The organism is Shewanella algidipiscicola (assembly GCF_003605125.1).
Lineage (GTDB): Bacteria > Pseudomonadota > Gammaproteobacteria > Enterobacterales > Shewanellaceae > Shewanella > Shewanella algidipiscicola.
The window spans coordinates 185,217-206,303 of sequence record NZ_QPQT01000002.1; the positions used below are offsets into that span (position 1 = coordinate 185,217).

Sequence of the window (21,087 nt, forward strand, 5' to 3'; positions counted from 1 at the left end):
CACATCGCGGTACGTATAGAATTGAGTGGTATGAGAGTATGTTGACTCGGAAAATTGAACTATTAGTGGGCGTGTTTATTTTGTCTGGTTTGATGGCGTTTTTAGTGTTGGTGTTTAATGTGGCTAACATCGAAGTTAAACCAGGGCAAAGCCATTACACCCTATATGCCAAATTCACCAATATTGGTGGTCTTAAAGTGCGCTCACCAGTTAAAGTCGGTGGTGTTGTAGTTGGACGTGTGACTCAAATCAGCTTAGATCCAACTGAACTGGTGGCCGTGGTTGAATTGGCGATGGATAAGCAGTATGAGCAGTTTCCTGAAACCAGTAGCCTGTCTATTTTAACGTCAGGCTTATTAGGTGAACAGTTTTTAGGGCTGACCCCCGGATTCGTGATGGACGATATTGGCATGCTGCAAGAGGGCGACTATATCGACGATACCCATTCCGCGTTAGTGCTCGAAGATCTGATCGGCCAGTTTTTATATAGTGTTAAATCGAAAGACAATTAATAGGGATCATTATGGAACAGTTATGCAAAGTCATTTTTGCCTGCATGGCGTATTTAGTTAGCTCTGTCAGCTATGCTGCCGACCCAGAGGTGAATACCCAAAATCCCTATGCCATGGTGGAATCGGTAGCCAATAAGACTTTTGCCCGTTTTCATCAGGATATTGACATAATTAAGGCCAATCCTGACCACCTTAAGGTGATAGTCTCGGATGAGTTGATGCCTTATGTCGATTATAAATATGCTGCTTACAAGGTGATGGGCTCCTATTTACGTCAGAGCACGCCAGATCAACGTGATCGTTTTGCCGAGGCTTTTAAGACCTACTTAATCGCCACCTATGCTCAAGCATTTACTGAGTATACGAACCAGAAAGTGGAATTTGCGCCGGCAAGAAGTTTTGCCGATGAAAAAATGGTCGACGTCAATGTACAGATTATCGAGCAAGGTCGTCCGCCTATTAAGCTGCAGTTTAGAGTACGTCGCCTTAAAGACGATAGCTGGAAGGCGTTTGATCTTGTCGCTGAAGGGGTGAGTTTACTCTCTTCAAAGAGTGCTGAAATCTCTAACTTGATCCGCCAAAATGGTATTGATTCGGTGATTGAAGAGTTACTGACGCACACCAGTAACCACATTAGCTTAGGCAAATTGGAGACTAAGCTGTAATGCTGATGTTTAACAACGAAGGCAGCACTTGCTTGGTGTGCGGCGAGTTGTCACAGCAAGCGGTGATCGCGCATTGGCCTGAGGTTGAGCAGTTACTCACTTCAGAGGTATCGCAGCTCAATCTATCTGGTATCACCTATGCCGATACGGCGGGGGTGGCATTGCTGCTGCAATTGATGGCACAACAGCGTCAAGGCGGTGGTTCATTAACCTTGAGCCAGGCACCGCTGCAATTACAAAAATTGATTGATTTATATGATTTACAAGACTTCTTCGTCGAAGAAGCCAATTAAAGGTTACCCGTTCATGGAATGTAAAGCGATTGAGCAGCTTCTGACAGAAGCGCTATCTCTAGAAGAAGTACACGTGACTCAAGATGGCACCCATTATAAAATTGTTGCCGTAGGTGAGTGTTTCGATGGCGCTAGCCGAGTGAAACAGCAGCAGATGATTTATGCCCCCTTGATGGAACAAGTGACTAGCGGTGCATTGCACGCCATCACGATAAATGCATTTACTCCAACGCAATGGAAGCGTGAAAAAATCTTCAACATGCCAGCGTAGAGAGTCATTGTGGATAAACTAAAAATTCAGGCCAGTGGTGCATTGGCCGGTGAAGTTGTTATTTCTGGAGCCAAAAATGCCGCGCTGCCCATTTTGATGGCGGGTGTCTTAGCCCAGACAGATTTTGTCGTCAGCAATGTGCCCAATCTCAGAGACGTTAATACCAGCTGCGAACTATTACGTTGCTTAGGGGCTGATGTTAAGCGGGACGACAGTGGCGAAATCACCATCTCTACTATTCATCTTAATGAGTTTTGTGCGCCCTATGAATTAGTGAAAACCATGCGGGCTTCGATCTTAATTTTAGGCCCATTATTGGCACGTTATGGCACTGCCGATGTGTCATTGCCTGGCGGTTGCGCTATTGGCGCGCGCCCAGTTAACTTGCATCTGCATGGTTTAGAGCAGATGGGCGCTAAAATTGAGGTGAAAGAGGGGTACATCAAGGCACGTGTCGATGGCCGCTTAAAAGGCGCACATATCTTTATGGATATGATCAGCGTTGGTGCCACCGAAAACTTATTGATGGCCGCCGCACTTGCCGATGGTGAGACTGTGATTGAGAACGCCGCACGTGAGCCAGAAGTGATCGATCTTGCCAACTGTTTAATCGCTATGGGCGCGAATATTCGTGGCGCAGGTACCGACACTATTCGTATTCAAGGCGTCGAACAATTAAATGGTTGTCACTATCGTGTCATGCCTGATCGTATCGAAACGGGCAGTTTCTTGGTTGCGGCAGCGGTAACGCGCGGTAAGATCCGCTGCAGTGCTGCCGATCCGTCAACCCTAGAAGCCGTGCTCGCCAAACTTGAAGATGCCGGCGCGCATATCAGTACAGGTGATGATTGGATTGAACTCGATATGCAAGGTAAACGCCCTAAGGCGGTGAATATCAAGACCATGCCTTATCCTGGTTTCCCTACCGATATGCAGGCGCAATTTTGCGTGCTTAACGCCTTAGCCGATGGTACCGCGACCATTACAGAAACGATTTTTGAAAATCGCTTCATGCATGTTCCTGAACTTATCCGTATGGGGGCGACGATGGAGCTTGAAGGCAATACCTGTATTATTCAAGGTATTGAAAAGCTTAATGGCGCTCAGGTGATGGCGACAGATCTACGCGCCTCTGCCAGCTTGGTCATTGCGGGTTTAGTTGCCGATGGCATCACTACGGTCGATCGTATTTATCATCTCGACAGAGGCTATGAGCATATCGAAGATAAGTTTAAAGGGCTCGGTGGTGAAGTGGTGAGAGTGAGTTAATCCCCCTAGCGATTCGTTTGCATGAGTATTAAAGCCACCGGTAGTTAGGTGGCTTTTTGCTATCGAGTGTCCTATTTTGCTGTCAAAGTCAATGCTATACAGAGTGTGTCATAGTAGGCTAAGGTGGATATGTCACTTCACTTTTTGTCACTACTCTATCAATAACAATGACTTAAAATGAGGGTTGATAATGCTAGGCTAATATGACGGATTCATCATACTAAGGAGAGTATATGACACACGGCAAAAGGATAATGATATTAATTGTGTTACTGCTAGCGGCATTGGGCTGTTATGTCATAGGCCTTCATTTAGGTGCATTGCTCTTTATCGTCGCTGGTGTGCTGCTCGAATGTAGCTTTTGGCTGTACCTATTTTATCGCGAACAAAAGAAGTAGTACTCAGATTAATAGGGCGATGGCAACCCATTAAGCTAGGCCTGCAATTTTACTTGAATCTAGGTTGTTAGTTGAGCGGGTTTTATTTAAGACGTTAGGGGGACTGTGACCACTAGCATAGTTAAGGTCAGCAACTGCTGACCTTAATGAGTCTTACGTACTCACTGACTGTTAGCCATCAACTTAGGCTTGATGACACCGCAATTAGGCAAGGCTTTCACCTAAACACATTTATCTAAATGCTTTCACCTATTGTCACGGGTACATCGAAGTATTGGCCGTTACGTATGATGGTCATAGTGACTTTGGTCCCCGGTGGGGTTTCTGCAATTCTGTCCATCAGCATCTCAACGCCTGGCACCACTTCGTCGTTAAACTTGGTTATCACATCACTGGGTCTGAGCTTGGCAAATGCGGCAGGGCCTTGACGATCAATATCGGTTATCAATACCCCTGTCAGATCGGGCAGATTAAGAATTTGTGCCATCACGGGGTTGATAGGTTCGCCTGTAATACCTAATGCACCACGGATGACGCGACCATCTTTTATCAACTTACCCATAATGCTGTGGGCTAATTTTATGGGGATCGCGAAGTTAATCCCATGTCCACCACCTTCACCACCCACCTGAAATGCGGCGGTATTAATGCCAATCAGTTGACCGCTGGTGTCGATAAGCGCCCCGCCAGAGTTACCTGCATTGATGGCTGCATCGGTTTGTAGAAAGTCGAGGTAACGCGAGCTGAGGCCATTGCGCCCCGTCGCACTGATGATCCCTTGTGTAATGGTTTGGCCTAAATTGTATGGGTTACCAATGGCTAATACCACATCACCCACCTGTGCGGGTATTTCTAGGTTAATAGGGACGATCGGTAGACTATCACCTTCTATTTTTAAGACTGCCAAGTCGGTTACAGGATCAGAGCCCACCACTTCAGAGGTAAACTTGCGACCATCTTGCAAAGCGACCACGATTTCATCGGCTTTTTTAATCACATGGTAATTGGTTAGTATGTAGCCCGCTTTACTCATGATAACGCCTGAGCCCAGCCCTTGTAGCGCTCCAGAATTTAATGGTTGATTTTGGTCTATGCTCAGGCTGTAGATATTCACGACAGCGGGAGCTGCCCGACGAACAGCGTGTGAAAATGACAGCTCAATACCTTGTTTGCCGCGCGATTGAAACAGATTGCCATTCGAATCTTGTCCAGTCAGCAGGGGGGTAAGGATCAAAAAGACGCCAGCCATGATCAGCCCAAAAAATACAGCTTTGCCAATATATATCGCAGTGTCTTTAAGAGTCATTATTGGATGAAGTAGGAGAAAAGTTGAGTAAGATTAACATGTTTATTTATAGCGCACTATTAGCTATGTCAGGTTATTGCCGCAATATAATCCCAGTAAAAAACAAAGGAGGCGATAGTGGGATTATCACCTCCTTCATTGGGGGCGTGTTTAGCGTAATACGAGGTAGAGGCTATTGCCGTCACGCAATATCTTTAATGCGACTACACCACTAACATCTTTGAGCTCAGCCTTAAGGGCTTTAAGATCATCTATTCGGGTACGATTTATACCGACAATAATATCGCCTTTGAGCAAGCCACTGGCTGCCGCAGGAGAGCCCTGGGCTATTTCGGTTATTTCAACACCTCTCTTCACATTTTCAAGTGTTGCACCGGCTAGCATAGGGTGTACGGCTCCTGCTGCGGTTTCACTTGATTGATTAGCCTCACCTAGGATAGCGGTTACGGTTTCTTTATCGCCATCACGGATAAGCCCTAATTTCACTTTGGCGCCCGCTCCCATGGTGGCGACTTTGGCGCGTAACTCTTGGAATGACTTAATGGGTTTATCGTTAACGCTGATGATAATATCCCCAGCCTTAATACCCGCTTTATCGGCGGCGCTATCTGGCATCACCTCATTAACGAAACCACCATGTTGGGTTTCTAAGCCAAAACCTTCGGCTAGGGCTTTATCGAGATCGCGTCCACTGACACCAAGTACTCCACGGCGTACTTCGCCATGCTCGATGATCTGCTCAACGAGATTGTTGACCATGTTGGCTGGAATCGCAAAGCCAATACCTACGTTACCGCCGCCAGGAGCCACAATCGCAGTATTGATACCGATAAGTTCGCCATTAAGGTTGACTAGGGCTCCACCCGAATTACCGCTGTTAATAGCCGCATCGGTTTGAATGAAGTTTTCTAGCATCTCAATACCCAGTCCAGAGCGACCCATGGCACTGACAATACCTGAAGTGACGGTTTGCCCAAGACCAAAGGGATTACCAATGGCTACGGCAAAGTCACCTACTCTAAGTTCATCAGAGTCGGCACGCTTTAATGCCACCAAGTTTTTCGCTTTTATCTGTAATAGGGCTATATCGGATTCGGCATCCGCCCCAATTAATTTAGCTTCAATTTCACGGCCGTCATGTAGGCCGATTAAGATCTCGTCTGCGCCATCGATTACGTGATTATTGGTGACGATATAACCTTTGTCAGCATCGATAATGACCCCAGAGCCTAAGCCTTTAAATGGGCGTTCTTGTACTTGTTCACGTGGGGCATTAGGGCCAAAGAAATAACGAAACGCATCGGGTAGTCGTTGCTTAGATACGTGGGTTCCCGATACCGCCACGGCTACCACCGCAGGGGTGGTTTTTTCTAACATAGGGGCTAGGCTTGGGAGCTCTTGACCACCCACGGCTAATGGAATCGCTGCCTGAGAGACGACAGGCATCACCATGAGGCTAGCACCTAATAACGCTGCTGATAGTAGTGATAATTTTGTTTTCATTTATGTCATGACTCCAATAGTTGGGATAATGGACTTATGATAATCATAGATATAAGGTTGATTTATCTCATATCAAGTCATTAATCTTAAATCTGCTACTCACTCCGACTGTACTCGATTACGCAAAGTTCAGCTTGATTAACAAAGGTTAATTTTTTTGCCATTCATTTAGCACCTTGCTAATGGTTGTATTGCATTTGTGGCGAGTATTTCATGGCACTGTTTTGCTGTCTTTAATCTGAGCGGTATGACTTAGGTACGCTTACCTAAAAGTGCTGAATCCTTGCCGCCGAGTCATCCCTCAATGTGGTTATGATTTGTAGAGGCGCCACTCATTAAGTGTATCGCCGTTCTAGTGTAGTTGTTATTTTAGACTAACGTACAACGTATGCGCCTTAAATCTAAATGAACGCATTTCAATGGTTTAGCTAGTTTAATCAGTGATTTAGGTTGGGGTGTTGCTTGATGTTGACTAGATCGAATTAAGTAGATATTTATGAGATTTAGCATTGCTCGTGCTAACATCGCCTCGTTGATTTAAGGATAGAAGAGAATATTTCACGTGTCACATCTCACTCCCTGGGAGCATTACCAGCAAGATCTACAGCGAACAGATTTCTCCCATGATCCCGCTCAAGATCAAGCGGTTAAGTCGCTGCAACGTGTCTATGATGAACTGATAGTAAGCCAGCAGCCGCCTAAAGGATTGGCAAAATTATTTGGTTTTATGGGTAAATCAACTTCCCAAGTCAAAGGCCTATATCTTTGGGGCGGCGTGGGGCGTGGTAAAACCTATTTGATGGACACCTTTTATGATGCCTTGCCGGGTGATAAAAAGTTGCGTGCCCATTTTCATCGTTTCATGCACCAGATCCACTTAGATTTAGATGGGTTAAAAGGTCAACGAGATCCCTTATTGGTGATTGCTAAGCGGATGGCCGAACGTTATCAGGTGATCTGTTTTGATGAGTTTTTCGTCTCTGATATTACCGATGCTATGCTGCTCGGTACGTTATTTGAAGCCCTCTTCGCTGAAGGAGTGGTATTAGTTGCTACCTCCAATATTATTCCCGATGAGTTGTACCGAAATGGACTGCAGCGTGCCCGTTTCTTACCGGCGATAGCCTTGATTAATAAACATTGTGAAATTTTAAATGTTGATAGTGGTATCGATTACCGTTTGCGCACTTTAGAGCAAGCCGAAATATACCACTACCCCCTTGATCCACAGGCCGATAAAAATTTGCTGAGTTATTTTGCTCAGTTAGCGCCAGAGTCAGAAATATCTTACGCGCCAATTGATATCGATGGCCGCGAAATCACCATACGTCAGCAAGCGCAAGGTGTGCTGCTCATCAACTTTCGAGACCTGTGTGATGGTCCCCGTAGCCAGCGCGATTATATGGAGTTGGCGTGTCTTTATCATACGGTATTGCTCAGCGGAGTAGAGCAGATGGGTAGCAATACGACAGGCGATGATATTGCTCGGCGATTCCTCGCCATGGTCGATGAGTTTTATGAGCGCAACGTAAAATTAATCATCTCGGCTGAAGTTGAGTTGGAACAGATCTATACCGAGGGTTTACTCTCATTTGAATTTAGGCGCTGTCGCTCACGCCTTATTGAAATGCAATCCCATGATTATTTAGCATTGGAACACCTCCCTTAAAGATATCGGTTTATAAACGTTGATTATCCCAATGAGTTACGCGTCATGAATGGCGCGATAATGAGTAAGGTAATCAAAATAACGATTAATTTATTCGTTACCTAAGTGCGATTAGCGTAACGCTGGGTAAATCATTTAAATTAGCTAAAAAATTAGATGATTTTTAACTCAGCTTTGTCTATAATTCGCGACCTGCCCTCGTTACTCCATCTATACGGTGGAAGTTGTAAAGCCTTATTCTTTGCTCGAAGGGGCGGGGAATGGCACTTTTTGTGTTGTTATTTAATAATGAATGACGGCATGTGAGACAGAATTTTAACATTGGGTTTTTGTAAATGAAGACTACTTTTACTGCTACACCAGAAACCGTTACTCGCGACTGGTATGTTGTTGACGCTGAAGGTAAAACTTTAGGTCGTATCGCTACTGAAATTGCTACCCGTTTACGTGGTAAGCACAAGCCAGAGTATACACCGCACGTTGACACTGGCGATTACATCATCGTTATCAACGCTGAGAAAGTTACTGTTACTGGTAATAAAGCGAAAGGCAAAGTGTACTACTCGCACTCTGGTTTCATTGGTGGCATCAAGCAGATCACCTTTGAAAAGCTGCAAGATCATAAGCCTGAAATGATCATCGAGAAAGCAGTTAAGGGTATGTTACCTAAAGGTCCTTTAGGACGTGCCATGTTCCGTAAACTTAAAGTTTACGCTGGTACAGAACATAACCACGCTGCACAACAACCTCAAGTTCTTGATATCTAAACAGGATTAAGCAAATGGCTGCAACTCAGTACTACGGCACTGGCCGTCGCAAAACATCAACTGCTCGCGTATTCGCTAAAGCAGGTAGTGGTAACATCGTCGTGAACCAACGTCCACTTGACGAATACTTTGGTCGTGAAACTGCTCGTATGGTTGTTCGTCAACCTCTAGAGCTAGTTGAAATGACTGACAAGCTAGACATCTATGTAACTGTTAAAGGCGGTGGAACCACTGGCCAAGCAGGTGCAATCCGTCACGGTATCACTCGTGCACTGATGGAACTTGATGAAGCTCTACGTCCATCTCTACGCGCTGCTGGTTTCGTTACCCGTGATGCTCGTAAAGTTGAGCGTAAGAAAGTGGGTCTACGTAAAGCACGTCGTAAGCCACAATTCTCTAAGCGTTAATATTTCGCTTCGAAAATTCAAAAAGCCCAGCATTATGCTGGGTTTTTTTATGACTAAATTCTGCTATTTTTAGCGTTGAGATTATTTCATTGTCCTGTTTAAGGAACGCTGTTTATGTCACTGCAATTAATCATGCTTGCGCTCGGTTTAGTGCTGGTTATCGAAGGTATTGGGCCTTTATTATTCCCTAATCGTTGGCGTGCTTACTTACAAGAAATTTCCAATCAAAATCAAAGCCTTCTTCAGAGGTTGGGTGGTAGTTTAGTCACTGCTGGGGTGATCATATTGATTATTTTTTCATAAATTACTTGCCACTTCCCCCCTAAGATCTGCTAAAATCCCGTTTTAACCACTACCTTGCAGCAAATAATGGGCAAAAACGTCGTAGTTCTCGGCACCCAATGGGGTGACGAAGGAAAGGGTAAGATAGTCGATCTACTTACCGAACAGGCCAAATATGTCGTTCGTTACCAAGGTGGCCACAATGCGGGTCACACACTGGTAATCGATGGTGACAAAACCGTTCTTCATCTTATTCCATCAGGGATTTTACGCGATAATGTAAAATGCATTATTGGTAATGGCGTGGTGCTAGCACCTGACGCTCTGATGACTGAGATCAACATGCTTAAAGAGCGTGGCGTACCTGTAGAGGAACGTCTACTTATCTCTGAAGCGTGTCCTTTGATCCTTCCATTCCATTGCGCATTAGATGTCGCTCGCGAAAAAGCGCGTGGCAATAATGCTATTGGTACTACGGGTCGTGGTATTGGTCCAGCATACGAAGACAAAGTCTCTCGTCGCGGTTTACGTGTAGGCGATCTGTTTGATGCAGAATTGTTTGCCGTTAAACTGAAAGAAGTCATGGCTTACCATAACTTCATGCTGACTGATTACTACAAGTGCGAAGCAGTTGATTACGAAGAGACATTGAAAGATGCTCTAGCAATTGCTGATTACTTGAAGAGCATGTGTACAGACGTATCTGAGCTGCTTGATCAGGCACGCAAAGCTGGCGAACCAATTCTATTTGAAGGTGCTCAAGGCACGTTACTAGATATCGACCATGGTACTTATCCGTTTGTAACCTCTTCTAATACTACCGCTGGTGGTGTTGCAACGGGTTCAGGATTTGGTCCACGTCACCTAGATTACGTTTTGGGTATCATGAAGGCATACACTACTCGTGTTGGTGCAGGTCCTTTCCCAACAGAATTGAAAAACGAAATCGGCGACTACTTAGGTACTAAGGGTCACGAGTTCGGTGCCACTACTGGTCGTAAGCGTCGTCCAGGTTGGTTAGACGTTGTCGCAATGAAGCGCGCCGTGCAAATCAACAGTGTTAGCGGTTTCTGCTTAACTAAACTAGACGTTTTAGACGGACTAGAAGAAGTTAAGATCTGTGTTGGCTACCAATACCCAGATGGTACCGTAGCAACAACGACTCCTCTGGCGGCTGAAGGTTACGATCAGGTAACACCTGTACTCGAAACCATGCCAGGTTGGAGTGAATCCACTTTCGGCGCTACTTCTGTTGAGCAATTGCCACAAGCGGCATTGAACTACATTAAGCGTCTTGAAGAGTTGCTGGAAACGCCAGTCGATATTATCTCAACGGGTCCCGATAGAAACGAGACCATGATTCTAGTGAATCCGTTTAGTTAATAATAAGGGCCGCGTTAAGCGGCCTTTTTATTGAGTCAGGTAAAAGAAACGGCTATATATAGCCGAGCGTTATTAAGGTATATGCGCTGCTGCCGATAAGATAAGTTATACTGCCCAATGACTGTATTCCTACAGGTGATACTGGGCGCGAAATCGATATAGAGAATTTTGTTATGCTACGATTGTTATTCTTTATTATTTTGAGTTCCTTATCTTTAACCAGCTACGCAGATACCGAGGCTGTTGAAGTTTACAGCCAAGAACAATTGATTGATATGATACGAGATAAATCGTATCTCACTCGAGTCACCAGTGACGACTGCCAGTTACTGCAAGATATCGAGGCCCGTGCCGAAGTGCTGAAACAACCGTTGTATCAGTACCTTTGGGCCGAAATGCTCAATTATGGGATTTGCGTGACCGCCAATCCGCCAAGGGGTATTTCATTGCTTCGCGATGCCGCCGAACAAGGTAGCGCCGAAGCCATGGTTAGGATTGCCGAATATTACCGAGATGGTAAGTTTGTCATCCAAGATAAAGAGCGTGCAGTGCAATACACACTGCCTGCTGCCGCCAGTGGCGATCTTCCTGCACGTATGATGTTAGTGAGATTGTTTGGCGAAGGCTATGGTAGCCCACGAGATTACGAAATGGGTTATCATTGGCTATACAATGATGTATTTAGTGATGAGGCGACGAAACAACAAGCCTTACAATTATTGATGGTGCTAGAAGCAAAAATGCCCGCCAGTGCAGTTAAGAGGGCAAAGCAGGAGCATCTGAGATCCCGGTAATTGCCCCAAGCAATTAAGCATGGGCTGACATTTTGGATATTGAATGATCAACGATCCGCATTTAAAGCGTGAACAACAGAAGTACGACAACCCCATCCCTAGCCGTGAGTATATTTTAGAATACTTGCGCTCACAGAAATCACCCCTCAATCGCGAAAAAATTGCATCTGCACTCAACATTGTTGATGAAGAGCAATTAGAAGCATTGCGTCGTCGTCTACGTGCGATGGAACGTGATGGTGAGCTAGTCTTTACGCGCGGGCAAGCCTATGGCTTACCTGAGCGCATGGACCTACTCAGCGGTACTGTGATTGGCCACCGCGATGGTTTTGGCTTTTTGAAGCTCGACGAAGGGGGTGATGACCTTTATATCAATAACCGTGACATGTTGATGTATTTTCACGGTGATAAGGTTTTAGCTCAAAAAGCTGGCGTCGATAGAAAAGGGCGTGGCGAAGCACGTATTGTGCGCCTAACTCATCAGCGCACCGCCCCATTGGTGGGCCGTTTTCATATCGACTCAGGCATGGCCTTTGTCATCGCCGATGACAAACGTATCACCCAAGAGATTTTAATCCCTAACGAAGATCGCAACGGCGCCCGTCAAGGCGATGTAGTGGTGGTCGAGTTAACCCGTCGCCCAGGTCGCCATATCAAGGCTGCCGGTAAAGTGGTTGAAGTGTTAGGCAAAGAGATGGCACCCGGTATGGAGATAGAAATTGCATTACGTAATTACGATCTTCCCCACACTTGGTCGAGCGCTATCGAAAAGAAACTGCGCAAGATCCCCGATGAGGTAACCGAAGAGGAAAAGCAAGGTCGTGTCGATCTGCGTAAGTTGCCTTTGGTGACCATTGACGGTGAAGATGCTCGCGATTTCGATGATGCCGTTTATGCCGAAACTAAAAAAAGCGGTGGCTGGCGCTTATGGGTTGCCATTGCCGATGTGAGTCATTATGTGCGCACCGAATCGGCGCTGGATCAAGAGGCGCGTGCGCGGGGTAACTCGGTTTACTTCCCATCGCAAGTGATCCCTATGTTGCCTGAGAAGCTGTCAAACGGCCTGTGCTCACTCAATCCTGGGGTCGATCGCTTGTGCATGGTCGCAGAAATGACCATCTCAGCCACAGGTAAACTGTCGGGTTATAAGTTTTACCCAGCGGTGATGCACTCTCACGCGCGTTTAACCTATACCCAAGTTGCCGATATGCTCGAAGGTGGTGAGGTGAGCGATGAGCTTAAACCTATCTTCCCGCATCTACAGACGCTGCAATCTTTGTATCTGGTCTTAGAGCAAAACCGCGCTAAGCGCGGCGCCATTGCCTTTGAAACCACCGAGACCCAGTTTGTGTTTAACGTCGATCGTAAGATTGAGCGTATTGAGCCGCGTCATCGTAATCAGGCCCATAAAATCATTGAAGAATGTATGATTTTGGCCAACGTTGCCTCGGCTAAATTTGTGCAAAAGCATAAAGGTGAAGTGTTGTATCGGGTGCACGAGGCGCCATCTGAACAAAAACTCACTAATTTTAAGGACTTCCTTAAAGAGCGTGGATTGACCATGGGCGGCGGTTTAGAGCCTACTCCTGGTGATTACCAAGCCTTAATGGAGCAGATAGCCGACCGCCCAGATGCCGAACTGATACAGGTAATGTTGCTGCGCTCGATGCGTCAAGCTACTTATACTCCAGATAACCAAGGGCATTTTGGATTAGCGCTAGAGGAGTATTCCCACTTCACGTCGCCTATTCGCCGCTATCCTGACCTTATCTTGCACCGCGTCATTCGCTATCTATTAGCCAAGGAGCGAGGGGAAGGCAAAGATAAATGGACTCCAGATGGGGGTTATCATTATCAGATTGAAGAGCTAGATCTACTTGGCGAAGAGTGTTCAACCACTGAACGCCGCGCCGATGAAGCGACCCGAGATGTTAGCGATTGGCTTAAATGTGAGTTTATGCGAGATCATGTGGGGGATACCTTTGAAGCAGTGATCGCTTCGGTGACTCATTTTGGTCTGTTTGTACGCCTAAGTGATTTGTTTATTGATGGTTTAGTACATATTTCTAGCTTAGGTGGCGATTATTATCATTACGATAATATGCGTCAGCGCCTTGTGGGCGAAGCCTCTGGTCAGGTGTACCAGATTGGCGACCCGGTGACGGTTAAAGTGGCCAGCGTGAATCTTGATGATCGCCAAATCGATCTTGTGATGGTTGGTGATGAAGGGCGCTCGCCAAGGCGAGGTAAGAGTAATAAGCCGCTGACCGCCCGTGAACGGGTTAACCTTGAAGGTGCTAAGCAAGGTAAAGGGACTGGCGATAAAACGGCCCGCAAACCTCGACGCAGTAGCGCTAAGGCCGCAGCCGGTACGCCTAAGGCAGGCGTCAAGCGTAAAACCAATGGGGCTAAAGGCGGTGCAGCTAAAGCCAAAGCGGATGCAGCCAAAACTGGCGCCAAAAAACGTAAGCCAGTAAAGCGTAAAGTCACTAAGTAATAAGCGCAGTAATAAGAGAAAATATATTAATGAAAAAACAAGATATCACCTTCGGCATTCATGCGCTTGAAGCAGTGCTTAACCATAGTCCCGAACGTGTGATTGAGATGTGGGTATTGCAAGGTCGTGATGATCAACGTTTAACCCCACTACTTGAAATCGCCGCCCAGTATGGTGTGTCGATTCAAAAAACATCGCGTAAGGCGCTCGATGAGAAGGCGGGTAGCACCCAACATCAGGGGGTTTTGGCTCGCGTTAAAGCGGTTAAACAGCTTAACGACAACGATCTGTTAGCCTTAGTGGAAAAGACCGACACCCCATTTTTGCTCATCCTAGATGGCGTTACCGACCCGCATAATCTGGGGGCCTGTTTACGTAACGCTGATGCCGCAGGTGTTCACGGTGTCATCGTGCCACGCGATAACTCGGTTGGCTTAACCCCAACGGTTAGCAAGGTAGCATGCGGCGCGGCTGAAGTGGTGCCACTGTTTCAGGTGACTAACCTCGCACGTACCATGAAGAGCCTGCAAGACAAGGGGATTTGGATCATTGGTGCAGCAGGCGAAGCCGAGCATAATCTGTATCAAGCCGACCTTAAAGGACCGCTAGCCATCGCCATGGGCGCCGAAGATAAAGGCCTGCGTCGTTTGACTCGAGAGAGCTGTGATTCACTTGCCTCTATCCCAATGTCGGGCAGCGTTTCGAGTTTAAACGTATCGGTCGCGACGGGGATTTGTTTATTTGAAGCGGTTCGCCAAAGAATTAGCTAACCGCCAATTTGATGGTCAATTGTTGATTTGGCCATTAGCTGGCAATAGCTTTTAGCCAATAGTGTTGATAGATGCCGATGAGGATTAGCTTCATCGGCATCTTTGTTTCTGGCATGAGGCTAATGTTGCTTTCAGTAATATTTGAACGAGGTTCTTGTCGAGCAGTGAGTTCGGTAATATTGCCAAACAAGGTGCTACTGTTGATCTTGAAATAAGCGTCAGCAACCCTATTTATTATTAGCTAGTGCCACCATAAAGAGGTTATATCGATGAAAATATTAAGTATTAAAAAGATGTTAGCGGTTTCGGCCTTAATGCTGTTGCCATCGTCGGTTGTCATGGCATCGAGCGATTGCACTCATTTAATCGGTTGTGAAAGGAAATTTTGTGAAATTGAAACCCAGCTAGCACAGGCTAAAAAACAGAATAACTACCATAAAGTTAATGGGTTAACTAAGGCACTTGAAGAGGCTAAAGCTAACTGCAACAATGCATCGTTACGCCAGGAGTTGATTGAGGATATTGACGATGTTAACCAAGATATTGCCGAGTATACCCAAGCATTAGAGGAAGCCAAGGCCGAAGGCAAACAAGACAAGGTGATGAAGTATCAACATAAACTGCAGAGTGAGCGGCAGCAGTTGCAGCAACTAGAAGCGGAATTATCCAGCCTTAAATGATAGTGAGTCACCAGTTAATGTGATTTAAGGTTATGGTGCTAAGGGTAGCGCTTAGTAGGATAGGATTGGCCATAGGCTTATGCTAGCGTGGTGCTCATTGTGATAGCCATTAGCGATTGGGCATTCATTAAGGCTCATGTATCGGGGGTCATCTTAAGGATGCTTAGATGATAAAAGGCTGTCAGTGAGCTATGCCAAAGGAGCCCTGCCCGATGACGACAATTTTATATACAGTGTTAGCCTTGCTGGCGTTTGCGGGTAATTCTGTATTGTGTCGATTGGCGCTGGGCGAGGGCGCTATTGATGCTGCCAGTTTTAGTGTCATACGTCTGGTGTCTGGCGCAGCAGTACTCCTGTTTATCCTAAAGGTCATCCCCAAAAAAGCTACAGGGGTCTCTAAGGGCAGCTGGCGTGCTGCGCTCATGTTATTTTTGTATGCAGTCACGTTTTCTTTCGCCTATGTCTCGCTTGACACAGGTACTGGGGCGTTAATTTTATTTGGGCTGGTGCAGCTGACCATGATTGGCGCGAGCTTAACCCAAGGTTATCGGTTGCGTTGGTTTGAATGGAGCGGGGTCGCGCTGGCGTTTTTAGGCTTGGTTTATTTGTTGCTGCCCAGCATATCGACGCCACCTTTGGGTGGGTTTATATTGATGGCACTCTCAGGTGTCGCTTGGGCAGGATACACCTTGGTGGGCAGAGGGAGTGGCGATCCTATGAGCGATACCGCGTACAATTTTATGCGTTGTTTACCACTCGTACTGGTTTTATTGGCCGTGAGTTATCAATCTAGGCTACTGTCAATTGAGGGCGTGTTACTGGCGATATTATCTGGTGGGTTAACATCGGGTATAGGCTATGCAATATGGTATGCGGCGCTTAAAGGCTTAACGGCGATTCAAGCGTCCGCAGTGCAATTGTTAGTGCCGCTTTTGGCTGCTTTTGGCGGTGTGGTGCTCATCAATGAGCCGTTATCCAAGCCATTAATACTCGCCTCAGTCATGATACTTGGTGGCGTATTGCTGGTGATGCTTGCTAAGCAGTATGTGCCACAGCGTTAACCTGTTCACGAACGTAAATCGTTAATGGTATGCCATTGACGACGTCCCACCTCTAATATCATTCCTGCCGCTAAGCCTGCTGCCGTGTTGACAAATAAACACACCGCCGCAGTCGAGAGGATGACAAAAATACAAAAGGGTTTGCCGTCGATAAAGCGTTTTGACCATGCCAATTGTACTCCTGCAATAGCAAGCAAGCTGCCCAGCACCGCTAAGGGGATAAGTGACAGTAGGCTCGCGATACCCTCACCCCAACATAGGGCGATGAGTAGACAGCTACTACCAAATAGGGCGGGAGCGAGCCAGGTTCTGGCGCCAAAATGATATTGCACCGCTAGCCCTCCTGCGCCATGGCACATGGCGGCTGCGCCAAAAGGCGCTAATAGCAGGTTGGCCCAGCCAGAGCTGGTGGCGAGTCGTTTAGGTGAGAATCTGTCTGTGTGATGATTGGCATCGTGGGGAAATTTCTCTTTTGCCATTGCCGAGGTGGCGATCACCGCATTGGTGAGTGTCAGTGCCAGCTGCGGAAGGACTAATAATCCGGCAGCGGAGGTCCACTCTTGCATACTGGGCCAGCCCAGTTGCCAATCGTTGCTGGCCGCGAGTGTAAAGCTAGGGGCGAAGCCGCTGTAATATTGCCATACAATCCCGAGCACTAACACTAAAGGCATCACAAGGTAGGGCAGGGGTAAGAAACGGCTAGCAAACAGGGCGCTAAAGGCCAAGATGCCGATGAGCCAGGTGTCGCTCATCATCTGGGCGCCCATCCAAATCAGTTGTAAACCTATGGCCAGCTGTATACCAATACTGATGGCGGGTGACAACTGTTTAGCCATCCAGGTAATGGCACCGCTGTAGGCTAACAGCAGTAAAATACCGCCCATCATCATGCCACTGGCTTGCAGCATGCCGGGGGTTAACCCTTGGGCGATGACCAGCGCGGCAATCACCTTCATCGGTTGTACAGGTATCGGCCTGCGGTAGTAGAAGGCGCTAAATAAGGCGAACAGGCCAAAGCCGATAAAGATCCCTTGAGCTGAGAAGTGGTTCAGGGCGATAAGCCCCAGCACTAAAGGTAAAAAAGTGCCTAAATCGGCAAAAGCTCCGCCGAATTCACCTGTAAATTGATTAATGTATTTCAATCTGTTGCTATTACAACTCATATAGCTTGCCGCAGAAAATGGTCTCTTAATAACGCAATTTTAATGCCACATTTTTTGTGGTTATTCATAGGATTAAGCAGCTTATATAGCCATGGTTGACGAGGGTGTGAGACAAAATGGCCAACTCGATAAAAAAACTGTGTCGAATTGGCCATATGGCTTAAGGCGATAACGGTGCTACCTGTTAGCGGTAGCGCTCATGAATCTAGACCTATTTTTCGTGTCTGACTCCTTGTTTGTTTTTCATTGGGTCGCCGTCATAACCTAAGGCTTGCCAATCCATGCGAGTGCCTTTGTTGTGGCAGTCGTTACATTTAAGGGCTTGATCTGATGGCGATACCATATGGTTGATACGCCACCACATTTCGGTTTCAGCAAAGCCATGTTCGCCACTGTACTTGATACCTTGCTCCGTTAATGCTTGGTTAGCTTCCATACCTAACTTCGCGGCTTTATCCCAGTCGAAGTCTTTCCAGTAGCCGCCTTTGCCATAAACCTTGGCCGTGACAAAGATATTTTGTTTCTTGTCGTAGATCTGTTTGCCTCTGTGTACTTTGAACGGATAGATCTTAGCGGTAGCGTCGGTAATATCGCCTATGGGGTAAGTCAGTTTAGTTATCTTGGTGGGGTCCATTTTATCGCCGACCATGTAGGCATCGGCTTTGCCGTTATACCAAGCATATTCAGGAGCCACCATCTTCTTCCAAACGAAGCTGCCTTTTTTCTTCATAAAGGTGTGCTTGCCATTTTCATCGACGGTTTCTTCTTGATCGCTACCTGCAGTAGACCAATCCCAGCTCATCTTCGTAGGCTCATTGCGCGCAAAGAAGGGGATATGGCATGTCTGACAAGCCACGCTAGCGGTATGGGTGTTAAGGCGTTTGTTGCTGTGAGGCGCAGCTTCATGGCAGCTTTCACAGCCAATGTCATTAGTGCCGCCTGGTGATACACCCATGGCATTACCGCTGATTTGATGTTGCTCGGTAGCATGGCAGGTTTGGCACTGGAAGTCGTTGCCATCGCTGTCCATATGGACATCGGTTGCCTTATCTGGGTAAGCCATCGAGGAGTCGAGATCGCCATGTTTAACCGCATCTCCACCGCCGCCATAGAAGTGGCAAGTACCGCAGTTATCTCGTACTGGCATACCGACATTTTGCGCTACGCGCTCAAGGTTGACCTTGGCTAACGCTTCACCCGCACCGGCTGGATCTTTAATATAAGTCCCTGTGGTATCGTGACAGACCAAGCAGTCGACCTTGGTCATGTCGCTGAAGTCGAAACTGTCGTCTTTCCAGCCATAACCCGCATGGCAACTAGTACATCTGGGTTCGTTACCCGAAATTGAGGTACAAAAGTTATTGATGGCGTTTTTTTTGCCACGTTTAACCGTGCGTTCAGGAAGTACTTGTTCCAATTCCCATGTCCAGTGGGATGATTTCATAAAGTCTTTAGCATGATCTTCATGGCACTCAACACATTGTGCCGTGACTTGTGACCCTTGGGTAAAGGGGCCTGCAATGGCATCTTTATGGGGATTGTCTGCGGCATTGGCGCTGGCCAGCCCCAATAGCCCCATGGCGATTATTGAGATTAAAAAGCGTGGATGTTTCATCGGTTATCCCTACCCCCGGCGAGCGCCGGGGAATAGTCTAAGTTTAGAAGTTGACTGTTAACGAGGCATTGATGTCAAAGGCGGTGTCGACCACAGGGAGCATCGAATAAGCGGTGCCTTCAATGACATCATCAATTTTTTGCGGCGCGCCAACAGGGGTACCGCTACCTGTGTATTCATAGTCGTAATAAATCCCTGCCAGTTTGATGAACATACGTGGGTTGATATCAAACAGGTAATAGGCTTCGGCAACATGACCACGGGTGGCAAGCTTGCTGCCAATTGGATCGTCTTGCGCTTGAGTAAACGGAGTCCAGTATTTAGAGCCGTAGTTATATTCCAGGCCTAACTTACCGTAAGGCGCCGGAATTTGGATGCCGACATAAACGCCGTACCCATCTTTAGTGTCGGCGCTATCGGCGGCGTCTGGCATCATGATAATTTCACTGCCGTCGGCGTTGACCTGTGCTTCAAATACCGCATCACTTAACATGCCGCCAAACATACCGGCATTGCCGTTGCCTTCGGCTCGTGTCCAGCCAAAAGAGGCGAATAGCTTCATATCCTCATCGCTTTCATAGGCGTAACCGACACCCCCTAAATACATATCGCCAATCACCCCACTAGGTTGTACCCGGGTTTGAAAGTTGAAGTTGTCAAACTTCTGCATATCTTGGTACATGGTTGGGGCAAAAATGCCTGCCAGTTGAGTTGGAAAAGCCATGGTGCCTTTGAAGCCGTCGTTAATGTCTTTGGCACCAAACAGAGTAAATTGCAGGAAGTGGTTACCGTCGTTGATGGCGTCGATATTAAAACCCCCTAGATGCGTATCTTTGGTGACGATATCACCAAACATTTCGCCATTCCCCCATTGTGACTCAAAGCCTTGGCCGTAACAGAAACGGACCACTTGGCCATCGATACCTGTGATTTCGCCTAAGTTGTAACCTAAGGTGGCGCCATCGAAGTTAAAGTTGACTAAGTGACCCGACGGTGTGCCACCGCGCTTCTCGTTTTCTCTGTAATGTGATGGTGGGCCGTAGGTTGAGGGGCGACGACCGATAGAAAGATAGGTGTTGGTGCCACCGATGTTTTTCCAATCGAAGTAGGCGCGCTCGACTCTGAGCCAATCACCGCTGGTATTGCCACTACTACTGCCATCCATGGTGAACGAGCGCCATGAATCAAATACTTGGGTGCCAGTCGAGTCACCCCAGTTTTTATACATGCTTAATCGAGCTGAAAAGCCAACGTTGTCCCATACTTTGGCTTTTAGATTGAGTCTGAGGCGGGTGGTATAGAAAATATCGTTATCGATATCTTGTACCGATTTAGGTGCAAGCACATAAGGCATTACCCCCTGTAACATGCCATTTTGGAACGCACTGGCTAATTCAGGGTTGGCGCTTAACATCTTGCCTAATGGCGAGTTGGCATCGTTTGGCATTCCAAAGGCGCCAGACATGGCTTTTTGGCCAAAATCATTGAAGTCAACTTTGATGGCAGGGTTCCAAGTGACATTTTGGTAATGCAGTGAATGAGCCTTAGTACGAAAATCCCCAGTGAGTTGGATTCTGTCTAGTGCCGTGTGGCGCTCATTCTGGTCTACGCGGCTATTAATATCGTCAATTTCTTGCGATAACTCAGCTAGTTGCTGTTTTAAGTCTGCCAGCTTTTGTTGCTCTTGGTCGGCACTGTAAGCACCGCCAGAAAAGGCTAATGCATTGGCAATAAGTATCGATAGTAGTGTACGCATCTTATCTCTCCGTCGCGCGAGGTGCG

21 protein-coding genes are annotated in these 21,087 nt (G+C 46.9%); 16 read left to right on the forward strand and 5 right to left on the reverse strand.

All coding sequences use genetic code 11. The features are described 5' to 3' along the window. Positions 1–38: 38 nt before the first annotated feature. The 6 genes from mlaD to DVO77_RS18985 all read left to right on the forward strand — a co-directional run bounded on the left by mlaD (position 39) and on the right by DVO77_RS18985 (position 3,408). Positions 39–512: an outer membrane lipid asymmetry maintenance protein MlaD gene (gene mlaD, locus DVO77_RS02950; protein WP_110455777.1), complete on the forward strand. Its 474-nt coding sequence runs from the start codon at positions 39–41 to the stop codon at positions 510–512. Positions 513–520: 8 nt separating this feature from the next. After that, positions 521–1,177 carry an MlaC/ttg2D family ABC transporter substrate-binding protein gene (locus tag DVO77_RS02955; protein WP_373317376.1) on the forward strand — a complete coding sequence of 219 codons (657 nt, stop codon included), beginning with the start codon at positions 521–523 and terminating at the stop codon, positions 1,175–1,177. Continuing rightward, on the forward strand, positions 1,177–1,470 hold the full coding sequence (locus tag DVO77_RS02960; RefSeq protein WP_119977210.1) for an STAS domain-containing protein: 294 nt from the start codon (positions 1,177–1,179) through the stop codon (positions 1,468–1,470). Before DVO77_RS02955 ends, DVO77_RS02960 begins: the two co-directional genes overlap by 1 nt. Positions 1,471–1,483: 13 nt before the next feature. Continuing rightward, on the forward strand, positions 1,484–1,741 hold the full coding sequence (locus DVO77_RS02965; RefSeq protein WP_110455780.1) for a BolA family protein: 258 nt from the start codon (positions 1,484–1,486) through the stop codon (positions 1,739–1,741). A 9-nt stretch (positions 1,742–1,750) separates the two neighbouring features. Further along, positions 1,751–3,010: a UDP-N-acetylglucosamine 1-carboxyvinyltransferase gene (gene murA, locus DVO77_RS02970; RefSeq protein ID WP_119977211.1), complete on the forward strand. Its 1,260-nt coding sequence runs from the start codon at positions 1,751–1,753 to the stop codon at positions 3,008–3,010. 233 nt (positions 3,011–3,243) lie between these two features. Then, on the forward strand, positions 3,244–3,408 hold the full coding sequence (locus DVO77_RS18985) for a hypothetical protein (protein ID WP_162599129.1): 165 nt from the start codon (positions 3,244–3,246) through the stop codon (positions 3,406–3,408). A 235-nt stretch (positions 3,409–3,643) separates the two neighbouring features. On the opposite strand, the gene degS is transcribed toward DVO77_RS18985, so the two are convergent. Together degS and degQ are read right to left on the reverse strand one after the other, a co-directional pair. Then, positions 3,644–4,714 (reverse strand): outer membrane-stress sensor serine endopeptidase DegS, encoded by a 1,071-nt coding sequence (gene degS / locus DVO77_RS02975; protein WP_119977212.1) that lies wholly within the window; start codon positions 4,712–4,714, stop codon positions 3,644–3,646. Positions 4,715–4,864: 150 nt separating this feature from the next. Further along, a complete protein-coding gene (degQ, locus tag DVO77_RS02980; RefSeq protein ID WP_119977214.1) occupies positions 4,865–6,217 on the reverse strand; it encodes a Do family serine endopeptidase DegQ in 1,353 nt (450 codons plus the stop codon). A gap of 562 nt (positions 6,218–6,779) precedes the next feature. On the opposite strand from degQ, the gene zapE reads away from it, so the two are divergent. The 10 genes from zapE (at position 6,780) to DVO77_RS03030 (ending at position 16,527) form a co-directional block, all read left to right on the forward strand. Then, positions 6,780–7,886, forward strand: coding sequence for a cell division protein ZapE (zapE, locus tag DVO77_RS02985; RefSeq protein ID WP_119977215.1), 1,107 nt, complete (start codon positions 6,780–6,782; stop codon positions 7,884–7,886). Positions 7,887–8,221: 335 nt separating this feature from the next. Next, on the forward strand, positions 8,222–8,653 hold the full coding sequence (rplM, locus tag DVO77_RS02990) for a 50S ribosomal protein L13 (RefSeq protein WP_110455785.1): 432 nt from the start codon (positions 8,222–8,224) through the stop codon (positions 8,651–8,653). A gap of 14 nt (positions 8,654–8,667) precedes the next feature. Next, a complete protein-coding gene (gene rpsI, locus DVO77_RS02995) occupies positions 8,668–9,060 on the forward strand; it encodes a 30S ribosomal protein S9 (RefSeq protein ID WP_028762637.1) in 393 nt (130 codons plus the stop codon). Positions 9,061–9,174: 114 nt separating this feature from the next. Next, on the forward strand, positions 9,175–9,363 hold the full coding sequence (locus DVO77_RS03000; RefSeq protein WP_110455786.1) for a DUF2065 domain-containing protein: 189 nt from the start codon (positions 9,175–9,177) through the stop codon (positions 9,361–9,363). A gap of 66 nt (positions 9,364–9,429) precedes the next feature. After that, positions 9,430–10,725 carry an adenylosuccinate synthase gene (locus tag DVO77_RS03005; protein ID WP_110455787.1) on the forward strand — a complete coding sequence of 432 codons (1,296 nt, stop codon included), beginning with the start codon at positions 9,430–9,432 and terminating at the stop codon, positions 10,723–10,725. A 173-nt stretch (positions 10,726–10,898) separates the two neighbouring features. Continuing rightward, positions 10,899–11,519: a tetratricopeptide repeat protein gene (locus DVO77_RS03010; protein WP_110455788.1), complete on the forward strand. Its 621-nt coding sequence runs from the start codon at positions 10,899–10,901 to the stop codon at positions 11,517–11,519. A 43-nt stretch (positions 11,520–11,562) separates the two neighbouring features. After that, positions 11,563–14,016 (forward strand): ribonuclease R, encoded by a 2,454-nt coding sequence (gene rnr / locus DVO77_RS03015; RefSeq protein WP_119977217.1) that lies wholly within the window; start codon positions 11,563–11,565, stop codon positions 14,014–14,016. Positions 14,017–14,045: 29 nt separating this feature from the next. Beyond that, complete coding sequence (gene rlmB / locus DVO77_RS03020) at positions 14,046–14,786, forward strand: 23S rRNA (guanosine(2251)-2'-O)-methyltransferase RlmB (protein WP_119977219.1); 741 nt, start codon at positions 14,046–14,048, stop codon at positions 14,784–14,786. Positions 14,787–15,055: 269 nt separating this feature from the next. After that, a complete protein-coding gene (locus DVO77_RS03025) occupies positions 15,056–15,466 on the forward strand; it encodes a DUF1090 domain-containing protein (RefSeq protein ID WP_249038095.1) in 411 nt (136 codons plus the stop codon). Positions 15,467–15,678: 212 nt separating this feature from the next. Then, the gene (locus DVO77_RS03030) at positions 15,679–16,527 is read left to right on the forward strand and encodes a DMT family transporter (RefSeq protein ID WP_119977221.1); all 849 of its coding nucleotides are present in this window, start codon (positions 15,679–15,681) and stop codon (positions 16,525–16,527) included. Between the two features lie 5 nt (positions 16,528–16,532). On the opposite strand, the gene DVO77_RS03035 is transcribed toward DVO77_RS03030, so the two are convergent. The 3 genes from DVO77_RS03035 to DVO77_RS03045 form a co-directional block, all read right to left on the reverse strand. Further along, positions 16,533–17,690: a putative sulfate/molybdate transporter gene (locus DVO77_RS03035; RefSeq protein ID WP_119977223.1), complete on the reverse strand. Its 1,158-nt coding sequence runs from the start codon at positions 17,688–17,690 to the stop codon at positions 16,533–16,535. A 211-nt stretch (positions 17,691–17,901) separates the two neighbouring features. Continuing rightward, a complete protein-coding gene (locus DVO77_RS03040) occupies positions 17,902–19,269 on the reverse strand; it encodes a tetrathionate reductase family octaheme c-type cytochrome (protein ID WP_249038098.1) in 1,368 nt (455 codons plus the stop codon). Positions 19,270–19,348: 79 nt separating this feature from the next. Continuing rightward, complete coding sequence (locus DVO77_RS03045) at positions 19,349–21,061, reverse strand: DUF3373 domain-containing protein (protein WP_119977226.1); 1,713 nt, start codon at positions 21,059–21,061, stop codon at positions 19,349–19,351. Positions 21,062–21,087: the final 26 nt, after the last annotated feature.